The organism is Roseateles sp. GW823-FHT07B05, assembly GCF_058794515.1.
In genome coordinates, this window is record NZ_JBXAGX010000013.1 from 103,346 (window position 1) to 124,993 (window position 21,648).

The window sequence follows — 21,648 nt, forward strand, 5'->3', positions numbered from 1 at the left end:
GTTCAAAGCTCTTCGACGTGACGGGGCGGGTAGCTGTCCCAGTTCAGGCAGCCGGGACATTGCCAGAAATAGTGCGCCGCTTCGAAACCGCAGGCCGCGCAGCGGTAGCGCAGCAGCGGTTTGGTGGCCTTCTCCAGCGTCTGCACCAGCGGACCGGCCTCGTCGGCGGGCAGCGCGGCGGCGTTGAGCTTGAGCAGGTCCGTCGCGGCCGACAGTGCCGGCTGCTCGCGCAGGTGGGCGGCCAGGCGCTCGCGCTGCGGCTCGGGCTGCAGGGTCGCCAGTGCGCGCAGCAGGTGCATGCTGGGCGCGCGCTGGTACTGCTCCGTGAGCATCGCGATGGCGCGCTCGGGCTGGCCCAGGGCCTTGGCGGCGGCGGCGCAGTCGGCGGCCACGAGGTTGAAGGCCGGTGGGTTCACGGCCAGCAGCTTCGTGAACGCGGCCAGCGCCGCGTCGTGCTGGCCGGCTTTGAGCAGCAATTGGCCTTGCAGCACGTAGGCCCGCGCGGCCTCGGGCGCGCGGCGCTGGGCCTGGTCCAGCAGCTCGGGCGCCAGGTCGGCATGGCCTTGCGACTGCGCGACGAGCGCCTGCTCGCACAGGTAATGCGCGATGCGGCCCGAGAACGAGCCGGTGCCCGCGGCCTCCAGCTCGGCGGCCACCTCGGCAGCCTTGGCCCAGTCGCGCGAACGCTCGTACAGCGACAGCAGCGCCAGGCGCGCCTCGCGCTCGAAGGCGGTGCCGCGCAGCTCCGCGTAGGCGGCCTCGGCGCGGTCGAACAGGCCGGCCTTGAAGAAGTCCTGCGCCAGCTCGTGCTGGGCGCGGTCGCGGTCGGCCTTGGCGAGGTCGCCGCGGCGGATCAGGTGCTCATGCACGCGCACGGCGCGCTCGGTCTCGCCACGGCGGCGGAACAGGCTGCCCAGCGCGAAGTGCAGCTCGGACGTGTCGGGGTCGTTCTGGACGGCTTCGATGAAGGCGTCGATGGCCTTGTCCTGCTGCTCGTTCAGCAGCAGGTTCAGCCCCTTGAAGTAGGCCTTGGGCGACTCACGCTGCTCCAGCTTCCACTGCTTGGAGTCGAGCTTCGAGGCCAGCCAGCCGAGCACGAAGACGACGGGCAGGACGAACAGCAGCCAGCGCGGATCAAACTCCATCTTGGTGGGCGGCGTAGGGAACGGCAGGCGCCTCGGGCGCGGGAGTGGGGGCGGCGGGCGGCTCCAGGCGCTGTGCGGCGCGGCGGTGGTGCCACCAGGCGGGCACCATAGCCAGCACGCCGAATGCGGCGCCGAGACCGAAGGCCAGCAGCACGATGATGACCTGGGGGGCGCGCCATTCGTGCCCGAAGAACCAGCGGACGACAGACTCGTGGCTGTTGTTCAACGCGAAGGCGAACAGCGTGAAGAAAAGCAGGGCCCGCAGGAGCCAGACGAAGGTGCGCATGGCCCCGGATTCTGGCTCAGGCGTCGGTCACCGGCAGATGCTTGTCGACTGCCTCGCGCAAGGCCTTGCCCGGCTTGAAATGGGGCGCCAGCTTCTCGGGGATCATGACCTGCTCGCCGCTGCGCGGGTTGCGGCCCACGCGGGGCGGGCGGCGGCTGATGGAGAAGCTGCCGAAGCCGCGGATCTCGATGCGGTGGCCGCGCGCCAGCGCGTCGCTCATCGCGTCGAGGATGGTCTTGACCGCGAACTCGGTGTCGCGCTGGGTCAGTTGGCCAAATCGTTCGGCGAGGACGGCAACGAGGTCGGAGCGGGTCATGCGAGACGGCTTTTGTGGTTCTGAATTGAAACAGGCCCGCTGGCGAGGCCGGCGAGCCTGTAGGGAGCATACCCGGCCTTCAGCGAAATGCTTCAGGCCGGGTGGTCAACCGGGAGCTTAGTTGCCCTGGTTGTCCAGCTTGGCGCGCAGCAGGGCGCCCAGGCTGGTCGTGCCGGCGGTTTCACGCTCGTTCGACTGGCTCAGGCGCTGCATGGCTTCCTGTTGGTCGGCGTTGTCCTTGGCCTTGATCGACAGCTGGATGTTGCGGGTCTTGCGATCCACGTTGACGATGATGGCGGTGACTTCGTCGCCGTCCTTCAGCACATTGCGGGCGTCTTCCACGCGGTCGCGGGAGATTTCCGAAGCGCGCAGGTAGGCCATCACGCCGTCAGCCAGCTCGATCTCGGCGCCGCGCGGGTCGACGGTCTTGACCTTGCCGGTCACCGAGGCGCCACGGTCGTTGATCGTGGTGAAGGCGGTGAACGGGTCGCTGTCCAGCTGCTTGATGCCCAGCGAGATGCGCTCGCGCTCGACGTCCACGGCCAGCACGACGGCTTCGACTTCCTGGCCCTTCTTGAAGTTGCGAACGGCGGTTTCGCCGGACTCGTCCCAAGACAGGTCGGACAGGTGCACCAGACCGTCGATGCCCTGGGCCAGGCCCACGAACACGCCGAAGTCGGTGATGGACTTGACCGGACCCTTGACCTTGTCGCCGCGCTTGACGTTCTCGGCGAACTCTTCCCACGGGTTGGCCTTGCACTGCTTCATGCCCAGGCTGATGCGGCGCTTGTCTTCGTCGATTTCCAGGACCATGACTTCGACTTCGTCGCCCAGCGTGACCAGCTTGCTGGGGGCGATGTTCTTGTTGGTCCAGTCCATCTCGGAGACGTGCACCAGGCCTTCGATGCCCGGCTCGATCTCGACGAACGCGCCGTAGTCGGCGATGTTCGTGACCTTGCCGAACAGGCGCGTGCCGGTCGGGTAGCGGCGGGCCACGCCGAACCACGGGTCATCGCCCAGCTGCTTGATGCCCAGGGAGACGCGGTTCTTCTCGGCGTCGAACTTCAGGACCTTGGCCGTCAGTTCCTGGCCGACCGTCACCACTTCGCTCGGGTGACGGACACGGCGCCAGGCCATGTCGGTGATGTGCAGCAGGCCGTCGATGCCGCCCAGGTCGACGAACGCACCGTATTCGGTGATGTTCTTGACCACGCCGTTGACGATGGCGCCTTCGGACAGCGTCTCGAGCAGCTTGGCGCGCTCTTCACCCATGGAGGCTTCCACCACGGCACGACGCGACAGCACAACGTTGTTGCGCTTGCGGTCGAGCTTGATGACCTTGAATTCCATGGTCTTGCCCTCGAACGGGCTCATGTCCTTCACCGGGCGGGTGTCCAGCAGCGAACCCGGCAGGAAGGCGCGGATGCCGTTGACCAGGACGGTCAGGCCGCCCTTGACCTTGCCGGAGACGGTGCCGGTCACGAAGTCGCCGGACTCCAGGGCCGTTTCGAGGCTCAGCCACGAGGCCAGGCGCTTGGCCTTGTCGCGCGACAGGATGGTGTCGCCGTAGCCGTTTTCGATGGCGTCGATGGCGACGGAGACGAAGTCGCCGACCTGGACTTCCAGTTCGCCTTGGTCGTTCTTGAACTCGTCGATGGGCACATACGCTTCGGACTTGAGGCCGGCGTTGACGACGACGAAGTTGTGTTCGACACGAACGACTTCGGCCGAGATCACTTCACCGGCGCGCATGTCGGAGCGCTGCAGCGACTCCTCGAACATCGCGGCAAAGGATTCCATGCCGAAAGAGGCGGTTTGGGTTTGGGACATGTTGGTTGATCCTGATGCGCCGTGGGACGGCGCGCGTTGCAGGCGAGCCTGCGGGGTTAGGTTGTTGACATCACCGGCCGAGCAACTTGCGTTGCTCGTCACAAGCCAGGCGACTTGCGTCGCTCATGGCAATCGGGCGGGCGCCCGATGCTGGCCGGCGGGCCGTGGCCTCTCTGCGGTTCAGTTCAGAAGGGCCTGCGCTGCTGCCACCAAGCCAGCATCTGGTCCACCGAGGCTTCGATGGTCAGCGCCGAGTTGTCGAGCAGTTGCGCGTCTTGCGCGGGTTCCAGAGGTGAGGTCGAGCGGTTCTTGTCCCTCTCGTCCCGAGCCTCTAAATCTTCACGCAAGCCATCGATATTAGCCGAAATACCCTTGGAAATCAATTGCTTATACCGACGCTCGGCGCGCGTGGCGGCGCTGGCGGTCAGGAACACCTTCAGCGCGGCGTCCGGGAAGATGGCCGTGCCCATGTCGCGGCCGTCGGCGACCAGCCCCGGCAGGCGGCGGAAGTCCAGCTGCAGCTGGTGCAGCGCGCGGCGCACCTGCGGGTGCACGGCCACCTGCGACGCCAGCAGCCCGGTGGCCTCGGCGCGCAGCCGGGCGCTGACGTCTTCCTGGCCCAGGAAGACTTGCCCGTCTGCGAAGCGCAACTGCAGCGTCGGCACGATGGCGGCGACTGCGTCGCCGTCGTCCAGGTCCAGCCCGGCGCGGCGGGCCGCCAGCCCGGTCACGCGGTACAGCGCGCCGGAATCCAGCACGTTGAAGCCCAGCAGCTTGCCCACCTCGTCGGCCAGCGTGCCTTTGCCAGAGGCGGTCGGGCCGTCGATGGTGATGACGGGCACGTCGGCGGCATCGACGCTGACGACGCCGAACAGCGTCTCGAAATAGTCCGGGAAGGTCTTGGCGACGCAGTGCGGCTCCAGGATGCGGACGGGCTTGGCGGCGTCGGTGACGAGGCCATTGAAGGCCGCCAGCGAGAAGCACATCGCGACGCGGTGGTCGTCGTAGGTGTGGATGGCCGCGGCCTGCCAGTCCTTCAGCGGCTCGACGCGGATCCAGTCCGGTCCTTCGTCCACCGTCGCGCCCAGCTTGCGCAGCTCGGTGGCCATCGCGGCGATGCGGTCGGTTTCCTTCACGCGCCAGCTGGCGATGTTGGTCAGCGTCGTCGGGCCGTCGGCGTACAGCGCCATGACGGTCAGCGTCATGGCGGCGTCGGGGATGTGGTTGCAGTCCAGCGTCAGGCCCTTGAGCGGCCAGGCGCCTCGCTTGACCTCCAGCCAGTTCGGGCCGGCCTTCACGTCGGCGCCCATCGCGGCGGCGGCCTCGATGAAGCGCACGTCGCCCTGCAGCGATTCGCTGCCGACGCCTTCGATGCGGATGGGCGTGTCGGAGCCCGCAATGGCGCCCAGGCCGACGAAGTACGACGCCGAGGACGCGTCGCCCTCGACGAACACCTCGCCCGGCGAAACGTAGCGGCTGCCGGCCGGGATGACGAACGCGGCCCAGCCTTCACGCTGCACGGCGATGCCGAAGCGCGCCAGCAGCGCCAGCGTGATCTCGATGTAGGGCTTGGAGATCAGCTCGCCGATGACTTCGATGCGGATGCTGCGCTCGGCCACGAGCGGCAGCGCCAGCAGCAGCGCCGTCAGGAACTGGCTGGACACATCGCCGCGCACGCGCACCGGCGTGTCCAGCGCCAGGGCGGACGGGCCGCGCAGGCGCAGCGGCGGGTAGCCGGGGTTGCCCAGGTCGTCGATCTCGCAGCCCAGGCCGCGCAGCGCGTCGACCAAGTCGCCGATGGGGCGCTCGTGCATGCGCGGCACGCCCGACACCTCGAAGCTGCCGCCTTGCGTGGCGGCCAGCAAGGCGAGTGCAGCCGTCAGCGGGCGCATCGCCGTGCCAGCATTGCCGAGGAACAGCTTGGCCTCCTTGGCGCGGAGCTTGCCGCCCAGGCCGTCGATGACGACCGCGTCGCCCTCGCGCCAGACGCCACAGCCCAGCGTGCGCAGCGACTCCAGCATGACGGCCGTGTCGTCCGACGCCAGCAGGTCGCGCACAAAGGTCTTGCCCTCGCTGAGCGCCGCCAGCAGCAGCACGCGGTTGGAAATGCTCTTGGAGCCGGGCAGGCGCACCGTGCCCGCGGCACCGCGCAGCGGCGGCAAGTCGAGGAAGGGGATCTTGAACATCACTTAGCCGGAGGGCGGCCGGGAGGGACAGCAGGGGAAGACAGGTTCCAGGCCGAGCGGCCTTCGGCGATGGGCCGCAGTGCGGCTTCGAGCGCGGCAGCGTCGCCGGCTTCGATGAGGGCTTCGAGCTGGTCCAGCATCGTGCGGAAGCGCTTGGACTGCGCCAGTACCTCGTGCTTGTTGGCCAGCAGGATGTCGCGCCAGACGCCAGGCTCGCCGGCGGCGATGCGCGTGAAGTCGCGGAAGCCCGGGCCGGCGAGGCTCAGGTAGTCGCGCGCGGCGGGCTGCTCGGCGATGGCCTGGAAGTAGGCGAAGGCCAGCAGGTGGGGCAGGTGGCTGACGGCGGCAAACGCGGCGTCGTGGTTGTGCGGCCGCATCTTCAGCACGGTGCAGCCCAGCGCGGACCACACGTCGGTGGCCAACTGCACCAGTTGCGGGTTCGTGAACGGCTGCGGCGTCAGGATGACCTGGCGGCCTTCGTACAGCGTCGCCTCGGCGTGCTGCACGCCGCCCGACTCCTTGCCGGCGATGGGGTGGCAGGGCACGAAGCTGGCCGCGCGCTCACCCAGCGCGCGGCGTGCGGCTTCGATGACGTCGCACTTCGTCGAGCCGACGTCCATGAACAGCACGCCGGGGTTCACGAGGTGGCGGATGGCCTTCAGCGTGGCCTCGGTGGCCGACACCGGCACGGCGATCAGCACGATGTCCGAGCCCGACACGGCCAGCAGCGCCGACTCGGCGGCGACGTCGATGACGCCCAGCTTCTTGGCCTGCTTGGTGGTGGACGGCGACTTGCTGTAGCCGACGACGCGCTTGACCAGGCCGGCCTTCTTCATCGCCAGCGCGAAGCTGCCGCCCATCAGGCCGCATCCGATGACGCCGAGTTGCTGGAACATGGTCAGTTCTTGACTGGGTAGGCGCCCAGCATCTTGAAGAAGGCGCAGTTCTCGCGCAGTTCCGCGAGTGCGGCCGCGACGTTGGGCTGGCTGGGGTGGCCGTCGAGGTCGATGTAGAAGTAGTAGTCCCACTGGCCGGTGCGGGCCGGGCGGGACTCCAGGCGCGTCATGGACACGCCGTGCGTCTTCAGCGGCACCAGCAGGTCATGCATCGCGCCCGGGCGGTTGGGCACGGAGACGACGAGGCTGGTGCAGTCACGCCCGGTGGCGGGCGGCGTGGCCATCGTCTGCGGCAGGCAGATGACGGCGAAGCGCGTGCGGTTGTAGGCCTCGTCCTGGATGGCGTGCGCGGTGATGTGCAGGCCGAACAGCGTCGACGCGCGCTCGCTGCCCAGCGCGGCCCAGGCCGGGTTGGTGGCGGCCAGGCGCGAGCCCTCGGCGTTGCTGGACACCGCGCGGCGCTCGACGTCGGGCAGGTGCTTGTTCAGCCAGTTCTGGCATTGCGCCAGCGCCTGCGGATGCGCCAGCACGGCCTCGATGCCGTGCATGGACGGCTCCTTGCGCATCAGGTTGTGGCGGATCAGCAGGCTGACTTCGCCGACCACATGGCAGGGCGTGTGCAGGAACAGGTCCAGCGAGCGCGTGACGACGCCCTCGGTCATGTTCTCGACGCCGACGACGCCGAACTGCGCGCTGCCCGAGGCCGTCGCGTGGAAGACCTCGTCGAAGTTGGCGCAGTACGTCATGTCGGCCGCGCCACCGAAGTACTCGATGGCGGCCTGCTCGCAGAAGGTGCCGACGGGGCCCAGCACGGCGACGCGCTGCGGCGACTCCAGCGCCAGGCAGGCGGACATGATCTCGCGCCAGATGGCCGCCACATGCTCGCCCTTCAGCGGGCCGGGGTTGGCGGCGCGGATCTTCTCGATGACCTGCGCGACGCGGTCGGGGCGGAAGAACGGCGTGCCTTCGGCGCGCTTGATCTCGCCCACCTGCTCGGCGACGTGTGCGCGCTGGTTCAACAGCGCCAGCAGTTGCTTGTCCAGTCCGTCGATCTGATCGCGCAGCGCCAGCAGCGCCTGTGAGGCGACGGGTTCAACCATGACGGGCCTCGAACTGCTTCATGAAGCTGACCAGCGCCTGCACGCCTTCCAGCGGCATCGCGTTGTAGATGGAGGCGCGCATGCCGCCGACCGACTTGTGCCCCTTCAGCGAGAGCAGGCCGGCGGCCTTGGCCTCGGCGAGGAAGGCGTCGTTGAGCTTCTCGTCCTTCAGCAGGAACGGCACGTTCATGCGCGAGCGGCAGCTCGGGTCGACGCGGTTCTCGTAGAGGCCGGACGCATCCAGCGCGCCGTAGAGCAGGGCGGCCTTGTCGATGTTGCGCTGCTCGATGGCCGCGAGGCCCCGCTTGCCGGCGTAGTCCAGCCCCTTGATCCACTGGAACACCAGGCCGGCGACGTAGATCGCGAACGTCGGCGGCGTGTTGAACATGGACTGGTTGGCCGCCACGGTCTCGTAGTTGAAGGCCGAGGGGCAGATGTCCAGCGCGCGGCCCAGCAGGTCGTCGCGCACGAACACCATCGTCATGCCGGCCGGGCCGATGTTCTTCTGCGCGCCGCCGAAGGCCAGGCCGACGCGGCTCCAGTCGATAGTGCGGGACAGCACGTGGGACGACACGTCGATGACCAGCGGCACGCCGTTGGCGAGCCGCGGCAGCTCGTGGAACTCGACGCCGTCGATGGTCTCGTTGGTGCAGACGTGCACGTAGGCCGCGTCGTCACGCAGCGCCCAGTCGGTCGGGATCTTGTGGCCGGTGCCGATGTCGGCGGCGATCTGCACATCGGCGTAGCGGCGCGCCTCGGCCGCGCTCTTGCGGGACCACGAGCCGGTGACGACGACGTCCACCTTGCCGCCGCGGCTGAGGTTCATCGGCACGATGGCGTTCTCGCCCAGCCCGCCGCCCTGCATGAACAGGATGCGGACGTTCGCCGGCACGGCCAGCAACTCGCGCAGGTCGCGTTCGGCGGCCTCCAGGATGCTGCCGAACTCCTTGCCGCGGTGGCTCATCTCCATGACGCTCATGCCGCTGCCGTGCCAGTCCAGCATCTCGGCGGCCACCTGGCGCAGCACAGGCTCGGGCAGGGTGGCGGGACCGGGGGCGAAATTGAACGGGCGGGATGAGGTCATCGAGGGTGGGTTACTTCTTGGGCGCGGGGGCGGCGGGCTTGGAGGCAGCGGCGGGCGGCTGGATGCCCAGCTGCTTGGCCAGGTTGCCCTGCAGCGTCTTCAGGCGGCCTTCCAGCGTTGGGCCGGCCTCGGCCATCACCTTCTGCGCGACGGCCTTCTGCAGTTCGACGCTGAGCATGCCGAATTTCTGGCTGACCGGCGATTCTGCCCAGGCAAGGATCTGCTTCAGTTCGTCCTCGTTGAAGCGTTCGTCCAGCAGCGCCGAAGCCGTGTTGGGCACGGCCTTGGAGATCTTGTCCTTCAGGTAGGGCACGTTCTCCTCGACGAATTTCTTCAGCTCGGCGTCCATGGCCTTGGCCGTGGCCTCGCGCTTTTCGGCAGGCACCTGCTGCAGCGCGGCGCGGCCGGCCTGCATCAGCTGCGGCAGCGGTCCCTGCACGATGCTGCCGGCCAGGCCGTCGGCCAGGCCCTGCTGCTGCAGCGCGACGATCTTGTCGATCAACGCCTTCTTGGATGCGGAGGGTTGGGCCAGCACGGAGCCGGCGGCCAGCGCCAGGGTCACGGCCACGAGAGGGGCCAGGCCCAGCTTGCGAGAAATCATGTCAGTCCTTGGGAGCTTCAGGGGTGTCGCCGCTGTTGTCATTGCTGTCGCCGCCATCGGCGGCGGCATCGGCTTCGTTGGCATCGTTCTCGACGATGCGCTGCAGGCCCGACAGCTTGGCGCCGTCGTCCAGCGCGATCAGGGTCACGCCTTGCGTGGCGCGGCCCAGTTCACGGATCTCGCCGACACGGGTGCGCACCAGCACGCCCTTGTCGGTGATCAGCATGATCTCGTCCTCCGGACGCACCAGCGTCGCGGCGACGACGCGGCCGTTGCGCTCGCTCTGCTGGATGGCGATCATGCCCTTGGTGCCGCGGCCATGGCGGGTGTACTCGACGATGCTGGTGCGCTTGCCGTAGCCGTTCTCGGTGGCAGTCAGCACGCTCTGCGTCTCGTCCTCCGCCACCAGCATCGCGATCAGGCGCTGATCGGGCTCGAGCATCATGCCGCGCACACCGCGGGCGGTGCGGCCCATCGGGCGCACGTCGTCCTCGTCGAAGCGCACGGCCTTGCCGCCGTCGCTGAACAGCATCACGTCGTGGCGGCCGTCGGTCAGCGCGGCGCCGATCAGGTGGTCGCCCTCGTCCAGGTCGACGGCGATGATGCCGGCCTTGCGCGGGTTGCTGAAGTCCTTCAGCGACGTCTTCTTGACCGTGCCCATCGCGGTGGCCATGAAGATGAAATGATCTTCAGGGAAGACGCGGAACTCGCCGGTCAGCGCCAGCACGACGGTGATCTTCTCGCCGGCCTGCAGCGGGAACATGTTGACGATGGGCTTGCCGCGCGAGTTGCGCGAGCCCTGCGGCACTTCCCAGACCTTGAGCCAGTAGACGCGGCCGCGGTCGGAGAAGCACAACAGCCAGTCGTGCGTGTTGGCGATGAAGAGCTGGTCGATCCAGTCGTCGTCCTTCGTCGCCGTGGCCTGTTTGCCGCGGCCGCCGCGGCGCTGCGAGCGGTATTCGCTGAGCGCCTGGCTCTTGATGTAGCCGGTGTGCGACAGCGTCACGACCATGTCGGTCGGCGTGATCAGGTCTTCGGTGCCCAGCTCCTGGGCGTTGTGCTCGATGACCGAGCGGCGGGCGCCCAGCTTGGTCTGGCCGAACTCGGTCTTCAGCTGCGTCAGCTCGTCGCCAATGATGGTCGTCACGCGCGACGGCGTGGCCAGGATGTCCAGCAGGTCGGCGATCTCGGCCATCACGTCCTTGTACTCGCCGACGATCTTGTCCTGCTCCAGGCCGGTCAGGCGCTGCAGACGCATCTGCAGGATCTCGCCGGCCTGCGCTTCGGACAGGCGATAGAGGCCGTCCGGCTGCATGCCGAATTGGGCTTCGAGGCCTTCCGGGCGGTAGGCCTGGCCGCCACCGTCGGTGCGCGTCAGCATTTCGCGCACCAGCGACGAGTCCCAGCTCTTGGCCATCAGCGCCGCCTTGGCGACCGGCGGCGTCGGCGAGGTCTTGATGGTCTCGATGAACTCGTCGATGTTGGCCAGCGCGACCGCCAGGCCTTCCAGCACGTGGCCGCGCTCGCGCGCCTTGCGCAGCTCAAAGATCGTGCGGCGGGTCACCACCTCGCGGCGGTGCTCCAGGAACACGATGACCATGTCGCGCAGATTGCACAGCTTGGGCTGGCCATCCACGAGGGCGACCATGTTCATGCCGAAGCTGTCCTGCAGCTGGGTCTGCTTGTAGAGGTTGTTCAGCACCACCTCGGGGACTTCACCGCGCTTGAGCTCGATGACGACGCGCATGCCCGACTTGTCCGACTCGTCCTGGATGTGGCTGATGCCCTCGATCTTCTTCTCGTGCACCAGCTCGGCGATGCGCTCAAGCAGGCTCTTCTTGTTGACCTGATAGGGGATCTCGTCAACGATGATCGCCTGGCGGTTGCCCTTGTCGATGTCCTCGAAGTGCACCTTGGCGCGCATCACCACGCGGCCGCGGCCCGTGCGGTAGCCGTCGCGCACGCCAGCCAGGCCGTAGATGATGCCGGCGGTCGGGAAGTCGGGCGCCGGGATGATCTCCATCAGCTCGTCGACCGTGCAGTCCGGCTTGCGCAGCGCGAACAGGCAGGCGTCGACCACTTCGTTCAGGTTGTGCGGCGGGATATTCGTCGCCATACCCACGGCAATACCGGCCGAGCCGTTCACCAGCAGATTCGGCAAACGGGTCGGCAGGACCAGCGGTTCCTTATGGCTGCCGTCGTAATTGGGCCCGAAATCGACAGTTTCCTTGTCGATGTCGGCCAGCATTTCGTGGGCGATTTTGTCGAGGCGGATTTCGGTGTATCGCATCGCCGCGGCGTTATCGCCGTCGATAGAACCGAAGTTGCCCTGACCGTCGATCAGCATGTGGCGCAGGCTGAAAGGCTGCGCCATGCGGACGATGGTGTCGTAAATCGCCGAGTCGCCGTGCGGGTGGTATTTACCCATCGTCTCACCCACCGCCTGTGCCGACTTGCGGTACTTGGCGTTGTAGGTGTTGCCCATCTCGTTCATCGCGTACAGCACGCGGCGATGCACCGGCTTCAGGCCGTCCCGCGCATCGGGCAACGCCCGCCCCACGATCACGCTCATCGCGTAATCGAGGTAGGAGCGACGCATCTCCTCCTCAAGGCTGATCGGCAGGGTTTCCTTGGCGAACTGGGTCATGCGCGGCGTGACGCGCGCCTACACGGGCGCGACGTCCTTGGAGGTAGGTGAAAGGCGTGAATTCTAAGGGCCGCGCCACCCTGTAGCAGCAGCGCAACATCGTCACCGTGCCCATGAACGTAGGCCGCCACAATGCGTAGGTCTCGGTGCCCACATGGCACAATCGTCGAGTCCCTAGGAGAAACCCTAAAGCGTCTCCTAAGGTTAGAGGTTCGAGTACTGACTCTCGCAGGGCAACTGCGGCATTCCTTGAGAGGAGAATCATGAAGAAACTGAATCGCGTGGCGTCGCTGTTTGCGGTGGCTGCGGTCGCTGTTGCTGCATCTGGCGCATCGGCACAGACCATCGACAACTGGCGCGCAACCGACGGCACCGTCTGGAAGAACGGCACCAACGAATACTGCTGGCGCAACAATTTCTGGACCCCCGCCACGGCCGCCAAGGGCTGCGACGGTGAAATCAAGCCCGCAGAAAAGCCGGCCGCTCCCCCCGCACCGCCCGCCCAGCCGCCGGTCGCACCGCCCGCTCCTCCGAAGCCGGTTCCCCCGCCGCCTCCGGCTCCGGTCAGCGAGAAGGTCACCTTCGCTGCTGACGCCTTCTTCGACTTCGACAAGTCGACGCTGAAGCCCGAAGCCACCGCCAAGCTGGATGACCTGGTCGGCAAGACCAAGGGCATCAACCTGGAAGTCATCATCGCCGTTGGCCACACCGACTCGGTGGGCAGCGATGAGTACAACCAGAAGCTGTCGATCCGTCGCTCGGAAGCCGTCAAGGCCTACCTGGTGAACAAGGGCGTCGAGCCGAACCGCGTCTACACCGAAGGCAAGGGCGAGAAGCAGCCCGTGGCCGACAACAAGACCGCCGAAGGCCGCGCCAAGAACCGCCGCACCGAGATCGAAGTCGTCGGTACGCGCAACAAGTAAGCTCTGCGCCTTCGGGCGCTTTGCGCAAAGCCCCGCACGGCCCGTCCGTCGGGGCTTTTCCTTTTTCTGCATCTGCTGTCATGACGATCAACGCCGACCCGCAAGAACTCGCCAAGTTCGGTGAGCTGGCCCACCGCTGGTGGGACCCCGAGAGCGACTTCAAGCCGCTGCACCAGATCAACCCGCTGCGCCTGGGCTGGATCCAGCAGCTGTGCCCGCTGGCCGGCAAGCGCGTCGTGGACGTGGGCTGCGGCGGCGGCATCCTCAGCGACTCCATGGCACGCGCCGGCGCCCAGGTGCTGGGCATCGACCTGTCGACCAAGCCGTTGCGCGTGGCCGAACTGCACGCGATGGAGGCCGGCACCGAGGGCGTGGAGTACCGCGAGATCGCCGTCGAGGCGCTGGCCGCCGAGCAGCCCGCGAGCTTCGACGCCGTGACCTGTATGGAGATGCTGGAGCATGTGCCGGACCCGGCCTCCGTCGTGCGTGCCTTGGCGACGCTGGTCAAGCCGGGTGGCTGGGTGTTCCTGTCGACGCTGAACCGCAACGCCAAGTCCTTCCTGCTGGCCATCGTTGGCGCGGAATACGTGTTGAACATGCTGCCCAAGGGCACGCACGAGTACGCACGCTTCCTGAAACCGTCGGAACTGGCGCAGTTCTGCCGCGACGCCGACCTGGAGCTGCAGTCCAGCCGAGGCCTGACGTACAACCCGCTGACCCAGCGCTACAGCCTGGGCAGCGACACCGACGTCAACTACCTGATCGCCTGCCGGCGCCCGCTGTGAGGCGGTTGGCACCGCGCTGGGCGCATCTGCGTGCGGTGCTTTTCGACCTCGATGGCACGCTGATCGACAGTGCGGAAGACCTCGCGCGCGCGGCCAACGCCATGCGCGCCGAGCGCGGGTTGGCGCCGCTGCCGCTGGCGCAGTACCGGCCACACGGCGGCTCGGGCGCGCGCGGCATGCTGGGCCAGGCCTTCGCCGTGGTGCCCGGGCAGCCGGGCTATGACGACCTCAAGCGCGAGTTCCTCGATCGCTACGAGGGCCTGATGTACGACAGCACGCAGCCGTTTCCCGGCATCGTGGCGGAGCTGGCCGGGCTTGCCGAGGTGGGCCTGGCGTGGGGCATCGTGACGAACAAGGCCGAGCGCTTCGCACTGCCGCTGACGGCCGCGCTGCGGCTGGGCGCGGCGGTCGTCGTGGGAGGCGACACCACCGGCCATGCCAAGCCGCACCCGGCGCCATTGCTGGAGGCCGCGCGCCGCCTGGGTGTGGAGCCGCAGGCCTGCCTGTACGTCGGCGACGACGAGCGCGACGTGATGGCCGGCCGTGCGGCCGGCATGGCCACCGCGGTGGCGGCCTGGGGCTATCTCGGTCCGCAGGCGCGCCACGGCGACTGGGGCGCGGATCTGGAACTGAATGTGCCAGGCGACCTCTTGAAGCGGCTCGGTCTGGCCTAAACTATGCGGTTCTGGGGCCGACCTGGTTTCGACGTGGGTGCGGATCCGGAGTAGGGCATGCCGAGCACCAGTCCGCTCGTAAAACCACTGGAAACAAAGTAACTGCAAACGACTCTACGTTCGCACTCGCCGCTTAATTGCGGATGAGCTTCTCAACGGCAGGCCGATGGGCCGGGCTGAGTTCCGCAAGGGGCAAGGCTGAGAAGTCACTCACATCGGCTGGCGTCTGACCGGGTCACTCGGTTGGGCGTGAGATCAAGTGACTGGCGGAAAAGCTAGCGTGCCACTGCGCGAGTTGACCGTGAGATTCAAATCAGCCGGCTAAGCATGTAGATCTGCCCGGTGATGGCTTGCGGACGGGGGTTCAATTCCCCCCGGCTCCACCATCTCAGAGTTCAGCGAGGTGCGCTGAAGTCCAAAAGGCCTAAGTCAATCAACGACTTAGGCCTTTTTCTTTGTCCGTCAACGTCCGGGTAAGTGCGCCACCTTCCGGCATCTCGCCGGGTAACTTTCCGGGTAACTCGGGCTACCCGGGTAACATCCCCGCAGAGTTACCCGGTGAGGTGCCGGGCTAGGGGGCGAGATGGCGGCAAGCGACCTGCTGACGGACAAGGCGATTCGGGCGGCTCTCAAGGCGGCCACGGCCGAGGGCAAGCCCCGCAAGGTGAGCGACGGCGCCGGCCTGGTGCTCGATGTGCGGCCGACCGGCGCCGGCTGGTGGCGCCTGCGGTACTGGCTGGACGGCAAGGAACGCATGCTGTCGCTTGGCACCTACCCTGACACGTCGCTGGCCCAGGCGCGGGCCAAGCGGGACGAAGCGCGCCGGCAGGTGGCCAGCGGCACCGACCCCAGCAGCGTGCGCAAGGCCGACAAGGCGGCCCAGGCGGATGCTGTCAAGGCCAGAGCGCTGCACGGGGCCGGATTTCCGCCCGCTGGATCGTTTGAAGCGGTGGCGCGGGAATGGCTGGCCACGGTGCATGCCGCGAAGGTGAGCGAGGGGCATCACGAACGCACGCGCATCCGCCTGGAACAAGACGCCTTCCCGTGGATCGGCCGGCGCCCGCTGGCCGAGGTCGACGCGCCCGAGCTGCTGGCCGCGCTGCGCCGCATTGAAGCGCGTGGCGCCATCGAAACCGCGCACCGCGTGAAGGACGCTTGCGGCCAGGTCTTCCGCTATGGCATTGCCATAGGCGCCTGCGCTCGCAACCCGGCCGCCGATCTGCGGGACGCTCTGCGGCCGGTGCAGGCCCGCCACCATGCCGCCCTGACCGAACCGGCCGAGGTGGCAAAGCTGCTGCGCGTCGCGGCCGACTACTCCGGCCACGCGGTGACGCGCGCCGCGCTGCTGCTGTCACCGCTGCTGCTGCTGCGCCCTGGTGAGCTGCGGCACATGCAATGGGCGTGGGTCGATCTGGAAGCGGCAACGCTCACCGTGCCGGGCGAGGTGATGAAGCGCACGAAGGCTGACAAGGCGGACGGCCCGCCTCACCTGGTGCCCTTGGCCCGCCAGGCGGTCGCGCTGCTTCAGGGGCTGCAGGCGCTGACGGGTGAGGGGCGCTACGTCTTTCCTGCGCTCACGTCTGGCCAGCGCTGCATGAGCGAGAACACAGTGCGATCAGCCCTGCGCCGCTTGGGCTATGGCAATGACCAGATGACCGCGCACGGCTTCCGGGCGATGGCGCGGACGATGCTCGCCGAGCGCCTGAACGTGGCGCCCGAGGTCATCGAAGCGCAGTTGGCCCACGCGGTGGCGGATGCCCTGGGCCGGGCCTACAACCGCACCCAGTACGTGGATCAGCGCATCGTGATGATGCAGGCGTGGGCGGACTACCTGGACCGTTTGAGGCAAGGCGCCGAGGTTGTGCCGATGCCTGGCCGCGCTGCCTGACGACGGCAGCAAGCAACACGACAAGGGGCCAGCCGGCCCCTTTTTGCTGCGCGCGCGGCGGGGCGCGGGCGGGAATCTATTCGCGCTGATCTGGACAGATTCGAGCGCCAGAAGGAGAAGGCCGCCGGGCTTTGGCCCCGTGCGATGGGCTGCGGGCGCGCGCTGGCGGCGGGGACGCGGGGACAAGGGCGGCTGGCGAGCCTTGAAATCGGCCGAGATCCCAATAGCCATGCGGGTTGCCGGGCAGCGGCTAGGCGCCAAGGGCAGGCGGGGACAGAGGCGGGGACAGAACGGGGACACGGGGACAGTTAACTAAAGCTATTGCTTAGGTTCACTTCGGTTCACTCAGCCCCAGCTCTAGCCGGTTGCCCGCTTGGCCGGCCGCCGGACGCCTCGGTCCGGTCGTCGACCGCCGGACCCCCTTGAACTTCATGGGTCCTCCCCGGGGGGGTGGCACCTGCGGGTAATTCGGGCCTCGCGCATCCTGCGGTTATGGCCTAGTGGAGTTACTGAACCGCAGGCGAGTTAAGTCGGTTCAGTTCACCCCGTCGACGCGGCAAGCGGCGCCCGGAGCGAGGGGCCGGGTAGGGTTCATAGAAACTGAACGCTGCCGCTTGCTCAAAGCGCGTCCGCCCCTGGTGCTGGACGGCAGCGCGCGCCCTAGGAAAATCGCCGCGAAAAAGGTTCCCCGGCGTCCGCCCAGCCTGCGTGTCGTTCTACTCGACAGCGGTCGTTGCTGCAGCGCGCGCCGGCTTGCGGCCGGTCCGCCGCTGACGACAATGCGAGCGTCACGCCACCTTTGATTGATCCCCAAGGGCATGCCGGTACCCCGCTGGCGGCGTGGCATCACGTTCGGGGTGCAACGGGGGGTAGATGGGACACGATGCAGACGCGGTGGCGAATCAGCGCCGGCACTTCTTGGCGCCAGTGCACCCCGGCGACAAGGGCCGGGAGGCCGTCTCGCTGGCGGCTGCAGTTCGCATGCTTGCGGAGCTGAACCACTGGCCTCCCGGCTCGGCATGTTTGCATCTCGCTCCGATGGTGGAGGCCGGCCGGTTGGTCGTCGTGGAGCTAGACGGCATGGGACAGGCCGTCGACGCCGAGCAGTGTGTGTGGCTACCGGCTGCACTGGTGCCCCCCAGGTCAGAGTGGTTAGCTGATGTGGCGGAAGACTGGCTAGACCGCGCGCCGGGTGACCGCTCGCAGCGAGGCGCTCGCCCTGCAGCAGTGATCGAGCCTGCAAGACCCGCCATCGTCGGCCGGTCGGGAATCGTGCAGACGCTCGGCCGCATGGCTTCTGAGCCGGTGCTTCTGGAGATTGCGGCAAAAGGGGCGCGTGGCTATTGCCGTATGGGGCTGCTGCTTGACGAAGTGCTGGCCACGTCGACCGATGCCGTGCGGGGCGCGCCGCTGGCGGCTTCCAAGCTGCCGGCGGCGTTAGAGCGCCGCCGCCCTGGGGATGCCTGGACAGCTGAGCAACAGGGCGCATTGCTGGCGTGCTTCAGCGCCGGGAAGAAGACTGACCCCGGCCGCAGCAGTGAGAGCCTGCAGGAGGAGCTGGGCGCGGCGCTGTCGTGCTCAGCGAGCAACATCAAGCAGCAGCTCAGCAAAGCGCGTAAATCCATTCGGCACCAAGGCGGTGGCATCGTGCGGCGCGCCGCCTAAACGCAGTCGAGGGGCGGCGCTGTACGCTGCCTGTCCACTGTCTGGCTAGCTGGACAGGCAGCGGCGTAACTATGGTTCCGTCATCGTCCCTCGGGACCTTGATGGAAGCGAGTGAATCGCCATGCACGTAGTTGCCGAAAGCCGCCCGCAGGTAAGGCGTGATCGCCTGCTGAGATTGCCCGACGTGGAGGCAGCAACGGGCCTCAAAAAGTCCACGCTCTACCTGCTCATGAAGCGCGCCGAGTTCCCGCGCTGCGTGCAGGTGACGCCGCGCTGTGTGGCCTGGCCGGAATCGGCCGTGCTGCAGTGGGTCCAAGACCGCATTGCAGACGCGACCACGCCCCAGGCCCCCCAGCCCTCGGCGTCCTGACGCCCTTCCACGCCCCGCGCCGCCAGGCGCTCAACCTTGAGCATCCCATCATGAGCAACCCGCCCCCATTCAAGGGCATCGACGTGTCGCTCTCCGGCGCCGTCTACGTGCTGCCGCGCCTGAGCTTTGGCGGCTTCGAGCGCTCCAAAGAGCTGCTGCGGCGCATCGTCGAGCAGGAGATCAATGATCCCGTCGAACTGCAGAACGCCTTCGTCGACGTGCTGCTGATCGGCTTCCAGCGCAACTATCCCGACCTCGCCCGCGAGCTGCTCGCGGACTCGCTGGACTGGGACAACGCACCCGAGCTGTTTCAGCAGCTGCTCACCATGAGCGTGCCGCAGGCCCGGCCGGGGGAGCTGAAGGCGGAGAGCCCATCTGGAGCTTCCCTTGGGTAGACGCGACCGCCGAGCTGGTGTGCCGGCTTGGCTGGTCTTGGGAGTACGTCGAGACCCACATGGATTTGCATCGCTACGCCGCCCTGCAGCGGCAGTGGCGGCGCTCTCCGCCTCTTCAGCAAATGGTGCAGGCCTACCTTGGCATTGAGCCTCAGACCGAGCCGGAGCCTCTGACTCCGGAGAACGAAGACGCCGCTCTGCGGGACTTCGTTGCCAACTTCGCCGCCGCTGGCGGCACCGTCCACTAAGGCAACGCGATGGCTGACCAACAAGCACGAATCGAGATTCTGGCCAATGCCTCGCAGGCGAAAGCCGAGGTGGATTCCTTTGCCGGCCGCGTCCGGGCTGCGGCCGATGGCGTGAAGACTTCGTTCGCCGGCATCGCCTCTGGCGTGTCCGGCATGCAGGGCCAAGTCAAGGGGCATCTGGGCAGCGTGGGCGGCATCATCGAAGCGGTTCAGAGCCGCTTCATCGCGCTTGCCGCTGTGCTGGCCGGCGGCGCCGTGCTGAAAGAGGCCGTCTCCGCGACGGTCGATTTCACGAAGGAAGCCATGGCCCTTTCCCGCGCCCTCGGCATCAACACGACCGAGGCGGCGGCGCTCAATGTCGCGCTCGGCGATGTGTACGCCGATGCAGACGCCATGATCGGCGCGGCTGACAAGCTGGCCAAGCAGCTGCGCACCAACGAGGCAGCGCTGACCGGCATGGGCATCAAGACCCGTGACGCCAGCGGCAACCTCCGCAACATGAAGGATCTGATGCTGGACACCATCACGGTGGTGAACGGCTACCGTGAAGGCACCGACCGGACGTTGGCCCTGCAGACGGCGTTTGGCAAGGGTGCTGACGACGTCTCCAAGCTGCTGAAGCTCAACGCGGCGGCCGTGGAAGAGGCCAAGAACAAGCAGGCCGAGCTTGGTCTAGTTGTCGGCGTGGAGAACGTCGAAGCGACCAAGCGTTATCGCGCCGTGCTCAACGACGTTGGCGACGTGCTGCTGGCGGTGAAGAAGGCCATCGGTGACGCCGTGCTGCCGATGCTCACCCAGCTCGGCGAGTGGTTCGTCAGCATCGGCCCGGCGGCCGTCACGGTCATTAAGGGCGCCGTGGGCGGCCTGGTGGCCACCTTCTGGGCGCTGCAGAACGGCGTCAATGCTGTTTGGCAGGTGCTCGACAGCTTCGTCTTCACGATCTCTGAGCCGCTGCTGTCCCTCGGCACGGCGCTGTATCGCATCGTGCAGGGCGACTTCAAGGGCGCGACCGAAATCATGATGACCTGGCCCGACCGCATCGGCCAGCGGTGGAGCGCCGCATGGAATGACATTGCCGACTCCAGCGTCAAGGCGCGGGAGAAGATCATTCAGCTTTTCTCGGGACAGACTCCCATCGACAACAAACCGCCAGGCGGCAAGACCTTCACGGGCGGCGGTGGTGATCAGAACCGCGTGCCCGAATGGAGCAACGCGCTCGCCAAGCAGAAGGAGGTGTTCGCCGCGATGAAGGCGGAGCAGGGCGCCTTCATCGAGATGAGCCTCAGTGATGAGTCCCGTTACTGGAGCGGCATCCTTGAGCGGGCTGACCTGTCGGCGAAGGAGCGACTGGCTGTCGAATCGAAGGTTCACGCCGCTAACACGGCCATCCGGCGCCAGGCCGCCGCCGCGATGCTTGCTGAAAAGCAGGTGGCCATTGAAGCGGCCCGCAACGACTTCGCCGAGCAGTCAAGCCTGATGGCCTCCTACGTGGAGACCGTCGGCCGGATGTACGGCCTGGACAGCCGCGAGTATCAGCAGGCCCTGCGCGGCCAGCTTCAGATGAAGCGCGACCATGAAGCCAAACTCCGGGAGATCGACAACATCCGTCGCGGCATCGGGACGCAGGAGCGCCTAGAGACCATTGCCGACGAAGAGCGTGCCGCCGAGCTTCAGCGCGCACTCGGGCTCATCAACCAACAGCAACTGCTGGAGATCCGCGCACGCACCATCGAGCAACGGCGCGAGATCGAGCTGGCGGCCAAGCTGGCTGAGTTGGATGCAGAGAAGGGCGGGATCAATGATCCCGTCCGAGTTGAGGCACTGCAATCCGAGATCGCTGCGATCAAGCGCCGCTACCGGGGTCTCAGCGAGGACAACAGCAAGGAGCAGCGGAAAGTACAGCAGGGCGGCCCGCTGGACAGCATCTTCGGCGCCAGCCAGCAGGCCATTCAGCAGGGGCTGGACAGCATGGTTGCCCGCTTCCGGTTGACCTCAGCAGGTATCCGTGACGTGGCCCGCCAGATCGGCAGCACCATGGTCACCGAGCTGGTCACCAAGCCCATGGCCGCCTGGATTGCTGGTGGCGCGCGCAAGGTGGCCATGGCGTGGCTGTTCGGGCAACAAGAGGTGGCGGCCAGCGCCACGGCCGGCGCGGAGAAGGTGGCCATCGAAGGCAGCGTTAGCCTCAGCGTGATCGCGATGCGCGCCTATCAGGCTGCGGCCGGTGCATATGCCGCGATTGCTGCCATCCCTTACGTCGGTCCCGTGCTCGCGCCCGTGGCCGCTGGCGTGGCGCTGGCCGGCGCAATCGCCTTCGCGAAAAACATCTTCAGTGCCGAGGGCGGCTTCGACATTCCAAAGGGCATGAACCCGCTCGTGCAAGCTCACTCCAACGAGATGATGCTGCCGTCCAAGCACGCCGACACGATCCGCATGCTCGGCGACCTGCACCTGCAGGGCGGCCTCGGCAATGGTGGCGGCGGTGGTGGGACCTTCAACATCAACGCACTGGACAGCCGCAGCTTTGAGCGGATGCTCAAGGGCCGGCAGGGCGATGAGCTCGTGCGCGCCATCGCGCAGCGCGTGCGCAACCGGACGGTGGGTTGAGC

Annotated in this window: 19 protein-coding genes and 1 other RNA gene; 10 read left to right on the forward strand and 10 right to left on the reverse strand. The window is 67.3% G+C overall.

Annotated elements, in window-relative coordinates:
- Positions 1-2: 2 nt before the first annotated feature.
- The 10 genes from lapB to gyrA all read right to left on the reverse strand — a co-directional run bounded on the left by lapB (position 3) and on the right by gyrA (position 12,091).
- Positions 3-1,145, reverse strand: a complete 1,143-nt coding sequence (gene lapB, locus AC1Q7O_RS22645; protein ID WP_492662341.1) for a lipopolysaccharide assembly protein LapB — start codon at positions 1,143-1,145, stop codon at positions 3-5.
- Positions 1,135-1,431 carry a LapA family protein gene (locus AC1Q7O_RS22650; protein WP_492662342.1) on the reverse strand — a complete coding sequence of 99 codons (297 nt, stop codon included), beginning with the start codon at positions 1,429-1,431 and terminating at the stop codon, positions 1,135-1,137. Before AC1Q7O_RS22650 ends, lapB begins: the two co-directional genes overlap by 11 nt.
- 16 nt (positions 1,432-1,447) lie before the next feature.
- Positions 1,448-1,747, reverse strand: a complete 300-nt coding sequence (locus AC1Q7O_RS22655) for an integration host factor subunit beta (RefSeq protein ID WP_056202110.1) — start codon at positions 1,745-1,747, stop codon at positions 1,448-1,450.
- A gap of 117 nt (positions 1,748-1,864) precedes the next feature.
- Entirely contained in the window at positions 1,865-3,577 is a 1,713-nt protein-coding gene (gene rpsA / locus AC1Q7O_RS22660; RefSeq protein ID WP_492662343.1) for a 30S ribosomal protein S1, read from the reverse strand.
- Between the two features lie 185 nt (positions 3,578-3,762).
- On the reverse strand, positions 3,763-5,763 hold the full coding sequence (locus AC1Q7O_RS22665; protein ID WP_492662344.1) for a bifunctional 3-phosphoshikimate 1-carboxyvinyltransferase/cytidylate kinase: 2,001 nt from the start codon (positions 5,761-5,763) through the stop codon (positions 3,763-3,765).
- Positions 5,763-6,659 carry a prephenate dehydrogenase gene (locus AC1Q7O_RS22670; protein WP_492662345.1) on the reverse strand — a complete coding sequence of 299 codons (897 nt, stop codon included), beginning with the start codon at positions 6,657-6,659 and terminating at the stop codon, positions 5,763-5,765. Before AC1Q7O_RS22670 ends, AC1Q7O_RS22665 begins: the two co-directional genes overlap by 1 nt.
- Before the next feature lie 2 nt (positions 6,660-6,661).
- The gene (gene pheA, locus AC1Q7O_RS22675; RefSeq protein ID WP_492662346.1) at positions 6,662-7,759 is read right to left on the reverse strand and encodes a prephenate dehydratase; all 1,098 of its coding nucleotides are present in this window, start codon (positions 7,757-7,759) and stop codon (positions 6,662-6,664) included.
- Positions 7,752-8,843, reverse strand: a complete 1,092-nt coding sequence (gene serC, locus AC1Q7O_RS22680) for a 3-phosphoserine/phosphohydroxythreonine transaminase (protein ID WP_492662347.1) — start codon at positions 8,841-8,843, stop codon at positions 7,752-7,754. The genes pheA and serC overlap by 8 nt, the downstream gene beginning before the upstream one ends.
- A 10-nt stretch (positions 8,844-8,853) precedes the next feature.
- A complete protein-coding gene (locus AC1Q7O_RS22685; protein ID WP_492662348.1) occupies positions 8,854-9,444 on the reverse strand; it encodes a DUF2059 domain-containing protein in 591 nt (196 codons plus the stop codon).
- Between the two features lies 1 nt (position 9,445).
- A complete protein-coding gene (gyrA, locus tag AC1Q7O_RS22690; protein ID WP_492662349.1) occupies positions 9,446-12,091 on the reverse strand; it encodes a DNA gyrase subunit A in 2,646 nt (881 codons plus the stop codon).
- 263 nt (positions 12,092-12,354) lie between these two features.
- Here gyrA and ompA point away from each other — a divergent pair, with 263 nt between their 5' ends.
- From ompA to AC1Q7O_RS22740, 10 genes are all read left to right on the forward strand, one after another.
- Complete coding sequence (gene ompA, locus AC1Q7O_RS22695; protein WP_492662350.1) at positions 12,355-13,014, forward strand: outer membrane protein OmpA; 660 nt, start codon at positions 12,355-12,357, stop codon at positions 13,012-13,014.
- Between the two features lie 80 nt (positions 13,015-13,094).
- Entirely contained in the window at positions 13,095-13,799 is a 705-nt protein-coding gene (gene ubiG, locus AC1Q7O_RS22700; RefSeq protein WP_492662351.1) for a bifunctional 2-polyprenyl-6-hydroxyphenol methylase/3-demethylubiquinol 3-O-methyltransferase UbiG, read from the forward strand.
- A gap of 35 nt (positions 13,800-13,834) precedes the next feature.
- A complete protein-coding gene (locus tag AC1Q7O_RS22705; RefSeq protein WP_492662748.1) occupies positions 13,835-14,473 on the forward strand; it encodes an HAD-IA family hydrolase in 639 nt (212 codons plus the stop codon).
- A gap of 13 nt (positions 14,474-14,486) precedes the next feature.
- Positions 14,487-14,859, forward strand: a transfer-messenger RNA (tmRNA) gene (gene ssrA, locus AC1Q7O_RS22710).
- Between the two features lie 197 nt (positions 14,860-15,056).
- The gene (locus tag AC1Q7O_RS22715; RefSeq protein ID WP_492662353.1) at positions 15,057-16,361 is read left to right on the forward strand and encodes a tyrosine-type recombinase/integrase; all 1,305 of its coding nucleotides are present in this window, start codon (positions 15,057-15,059) and stop codon (positions 16,359-16,361) included.
- A 981-nt stretch (positions 16,362-17,342) separates the two neighbouring features.
- Positions 17,343-18,026 carry a hypothetical protein gene (locus AC1Q7O_RS22720; protein WP_492662354.1) on the forward strand — a complete coding sequence of 228 codons (684 nt, stop codon included), beginning with the start codon at positions 17,343-17,345 and terminating at the stop codon, positions 18,024-18,026.
- Positions 18,027-18,201: 175 nt separating this feature from the next.
- Positions 18,202-18,396, forward strand: a complete 195-nt coding sequence (locus tag AC1Q7O_RS22725; RefSeq protein ID WP_492662749.1) for a helix-turn-helix transcriptional regulator — start codon at positions 18,202-18,204, stop codon at positions 18,394-18,396.
- Between the two features lie 50 nt (positions 18,397-18,446).
- The gene (locus AC1Q7O_RS22730; RefSeq protein WP_492662356.1) at positions 18,447-18,791 is read left to right on the forward strand and encodes a hypothetical protein; all 345 of its coding nucleotides are present in this window, start codon (positions 18,447-18,449) and stop codon (positions 18,789-18,791) included.
- Between the two features lie 59 nt (positions 18,792-18,850).
- Positions 18,851-19,039: a hypothetical protein gene (locus AC1Q7O_RS22735; protein ID WP_492662357.1), complete on the forward strand. Its 189-nt coding sequence runs from the start codon at positions 18,851-18,853 to the stop codon at positions 19,037-19,039.
- 9 nt (positions 19,040-19,048) lie between these two features.
- Positions 19,049-21,646 carry a hypothetical protein gene (locus AC1Q7O_RS22740; RefSeq protein ID WP_492662358.1) on the forward strand — a complete coding sequence of 866 codons (2,598 nt, stop codon included), beginning with the start codon at positions 19,049-19,051 and terminating at the stop codon, positions 21,644-21,646.
- Positions 21,647-21,648: the final 2 nt, after the last annotated feature.

Bases quoted from the DNA above. Each gene is read 5' to 3' on its own strand.
- AC1Q7O_RS22735 (WP_492662357.1), top strand. From the start codon at position 18,851: ATGGATTTGCATCGCTACGCCGCCCTGCAGCGGCAGTGGCGGCGCTCT.
- rpsA (WP_492662343.1), bottom strand. From the start codon at position 3,577: ATGTCCCAAACCCAAACCGCCTCTTTCGGCATGGAATCCTTTGCCGCG.
- ompA (WP_492662350.1), top strand. From the start codon at position 12,355: ATGAAGAAACTGAATCGCGTGGCGTCGCTGTTTGCGGTGGCTGCGGTC.
- serC (WP_492662347.1), bottom strand. From the start codon at position 8,843: ATGACCTCATCCCGCCCGTTCAATTTCGCCCCCGGTCCCGCCACCCTG.
- AC1Q7O_RS22655 (WP_056202110.1), bottom strand. From the start codon at position 1,747: ATGACCCGCTCCGACCTCGTTGCCGTCCTCGCCGAACGATTTGGCCAA.
- AC1Q7O_RS22685 (WP_492662348.1), bottom strand. From the start codon at position 9,444: ATGATTTCTCGCAAGCTGGGCCTGGCCCCTCTCGTGGCCGTGACCCTG.
- AC1Q7O_RS22720 (WP_492662354.1), top strand. From the start codon at position 17,343: ATGCTTGCGGAGCTGAACCACTGGCCTCCCGGCTCGGCATGTTTGCAT.
- AC1Q7O_RS22740 (WP_492662358.1), top strand. From the start codon at position 19,049: ATGGCTGACCAACAAGCACGAATCGAGATTCTGGCCAATGCCTCGCAG.
- pheA (WP_492662346.1), bottom strand. From the start codon at position 7,759: ATGGTTGAACCCGTCGCCTCACAGGCGCTGCTGGCGCTGCGCGATCAG.
- AC1Q7O_RS22715 (WP_492662353.1), top strand. From the start codon at position 15,057: ATGGCGGCAAGCGACCTGCTGACGGACAAGGCGATTCGGGCGGCTCTC.
- AC1Q7O_RS22650 (WP_492662342.1), bottom strand. From the start codon at position 1,431: ATGCGCACCTTCGTCTGGCTCCTGCGGGCCCTGCTTTTCTTCACGCTG.
- AC1Q7O_RS22670 (WP_492662345.1), bottom strand. From the start codon at position 6,659: ATGTTCCAGCAACTCGGCGTCATCGGATGCGGCCTGATGGGCGGCAGC.
- lapB (WP_492662341.1), bottom strand. From the start codon at position 1,145: ATGGAGTTTGATCCGCGCTGGCTGCTGTTCGTCCTGCCCGTCGTCTTC.
- ubiG (WP_492662351.1), top strand. From the start codon at position 13,095: ATGACGATCAACGCCGACCCGCAAGAACTCGCCAAGTTCGGTGAGCTG.
- AC1Q7O_RS22665 (WP_492662344.1), bottom strand. From the start codon at position 5,763: ATGTTCAAGATCCCCTTCCTCGACTTGCCGCCGCTGCGCGGTGCCGCG.
- gyrA (WP_492662349.1), bottom strand. From the start codon at position 12,091: ATGACCCAGTTCGCCAAGGAAACCCTGCCGATCAGCCTTGAGGAGGAG.
- AC1Q7O_RS22730 (WP_492662356.1), top strand. From the start codon at position 18,447: ATGAGCAACCCGCCCCCATTCAAGGGCATCGACGTGTCGCTCTCCGGC.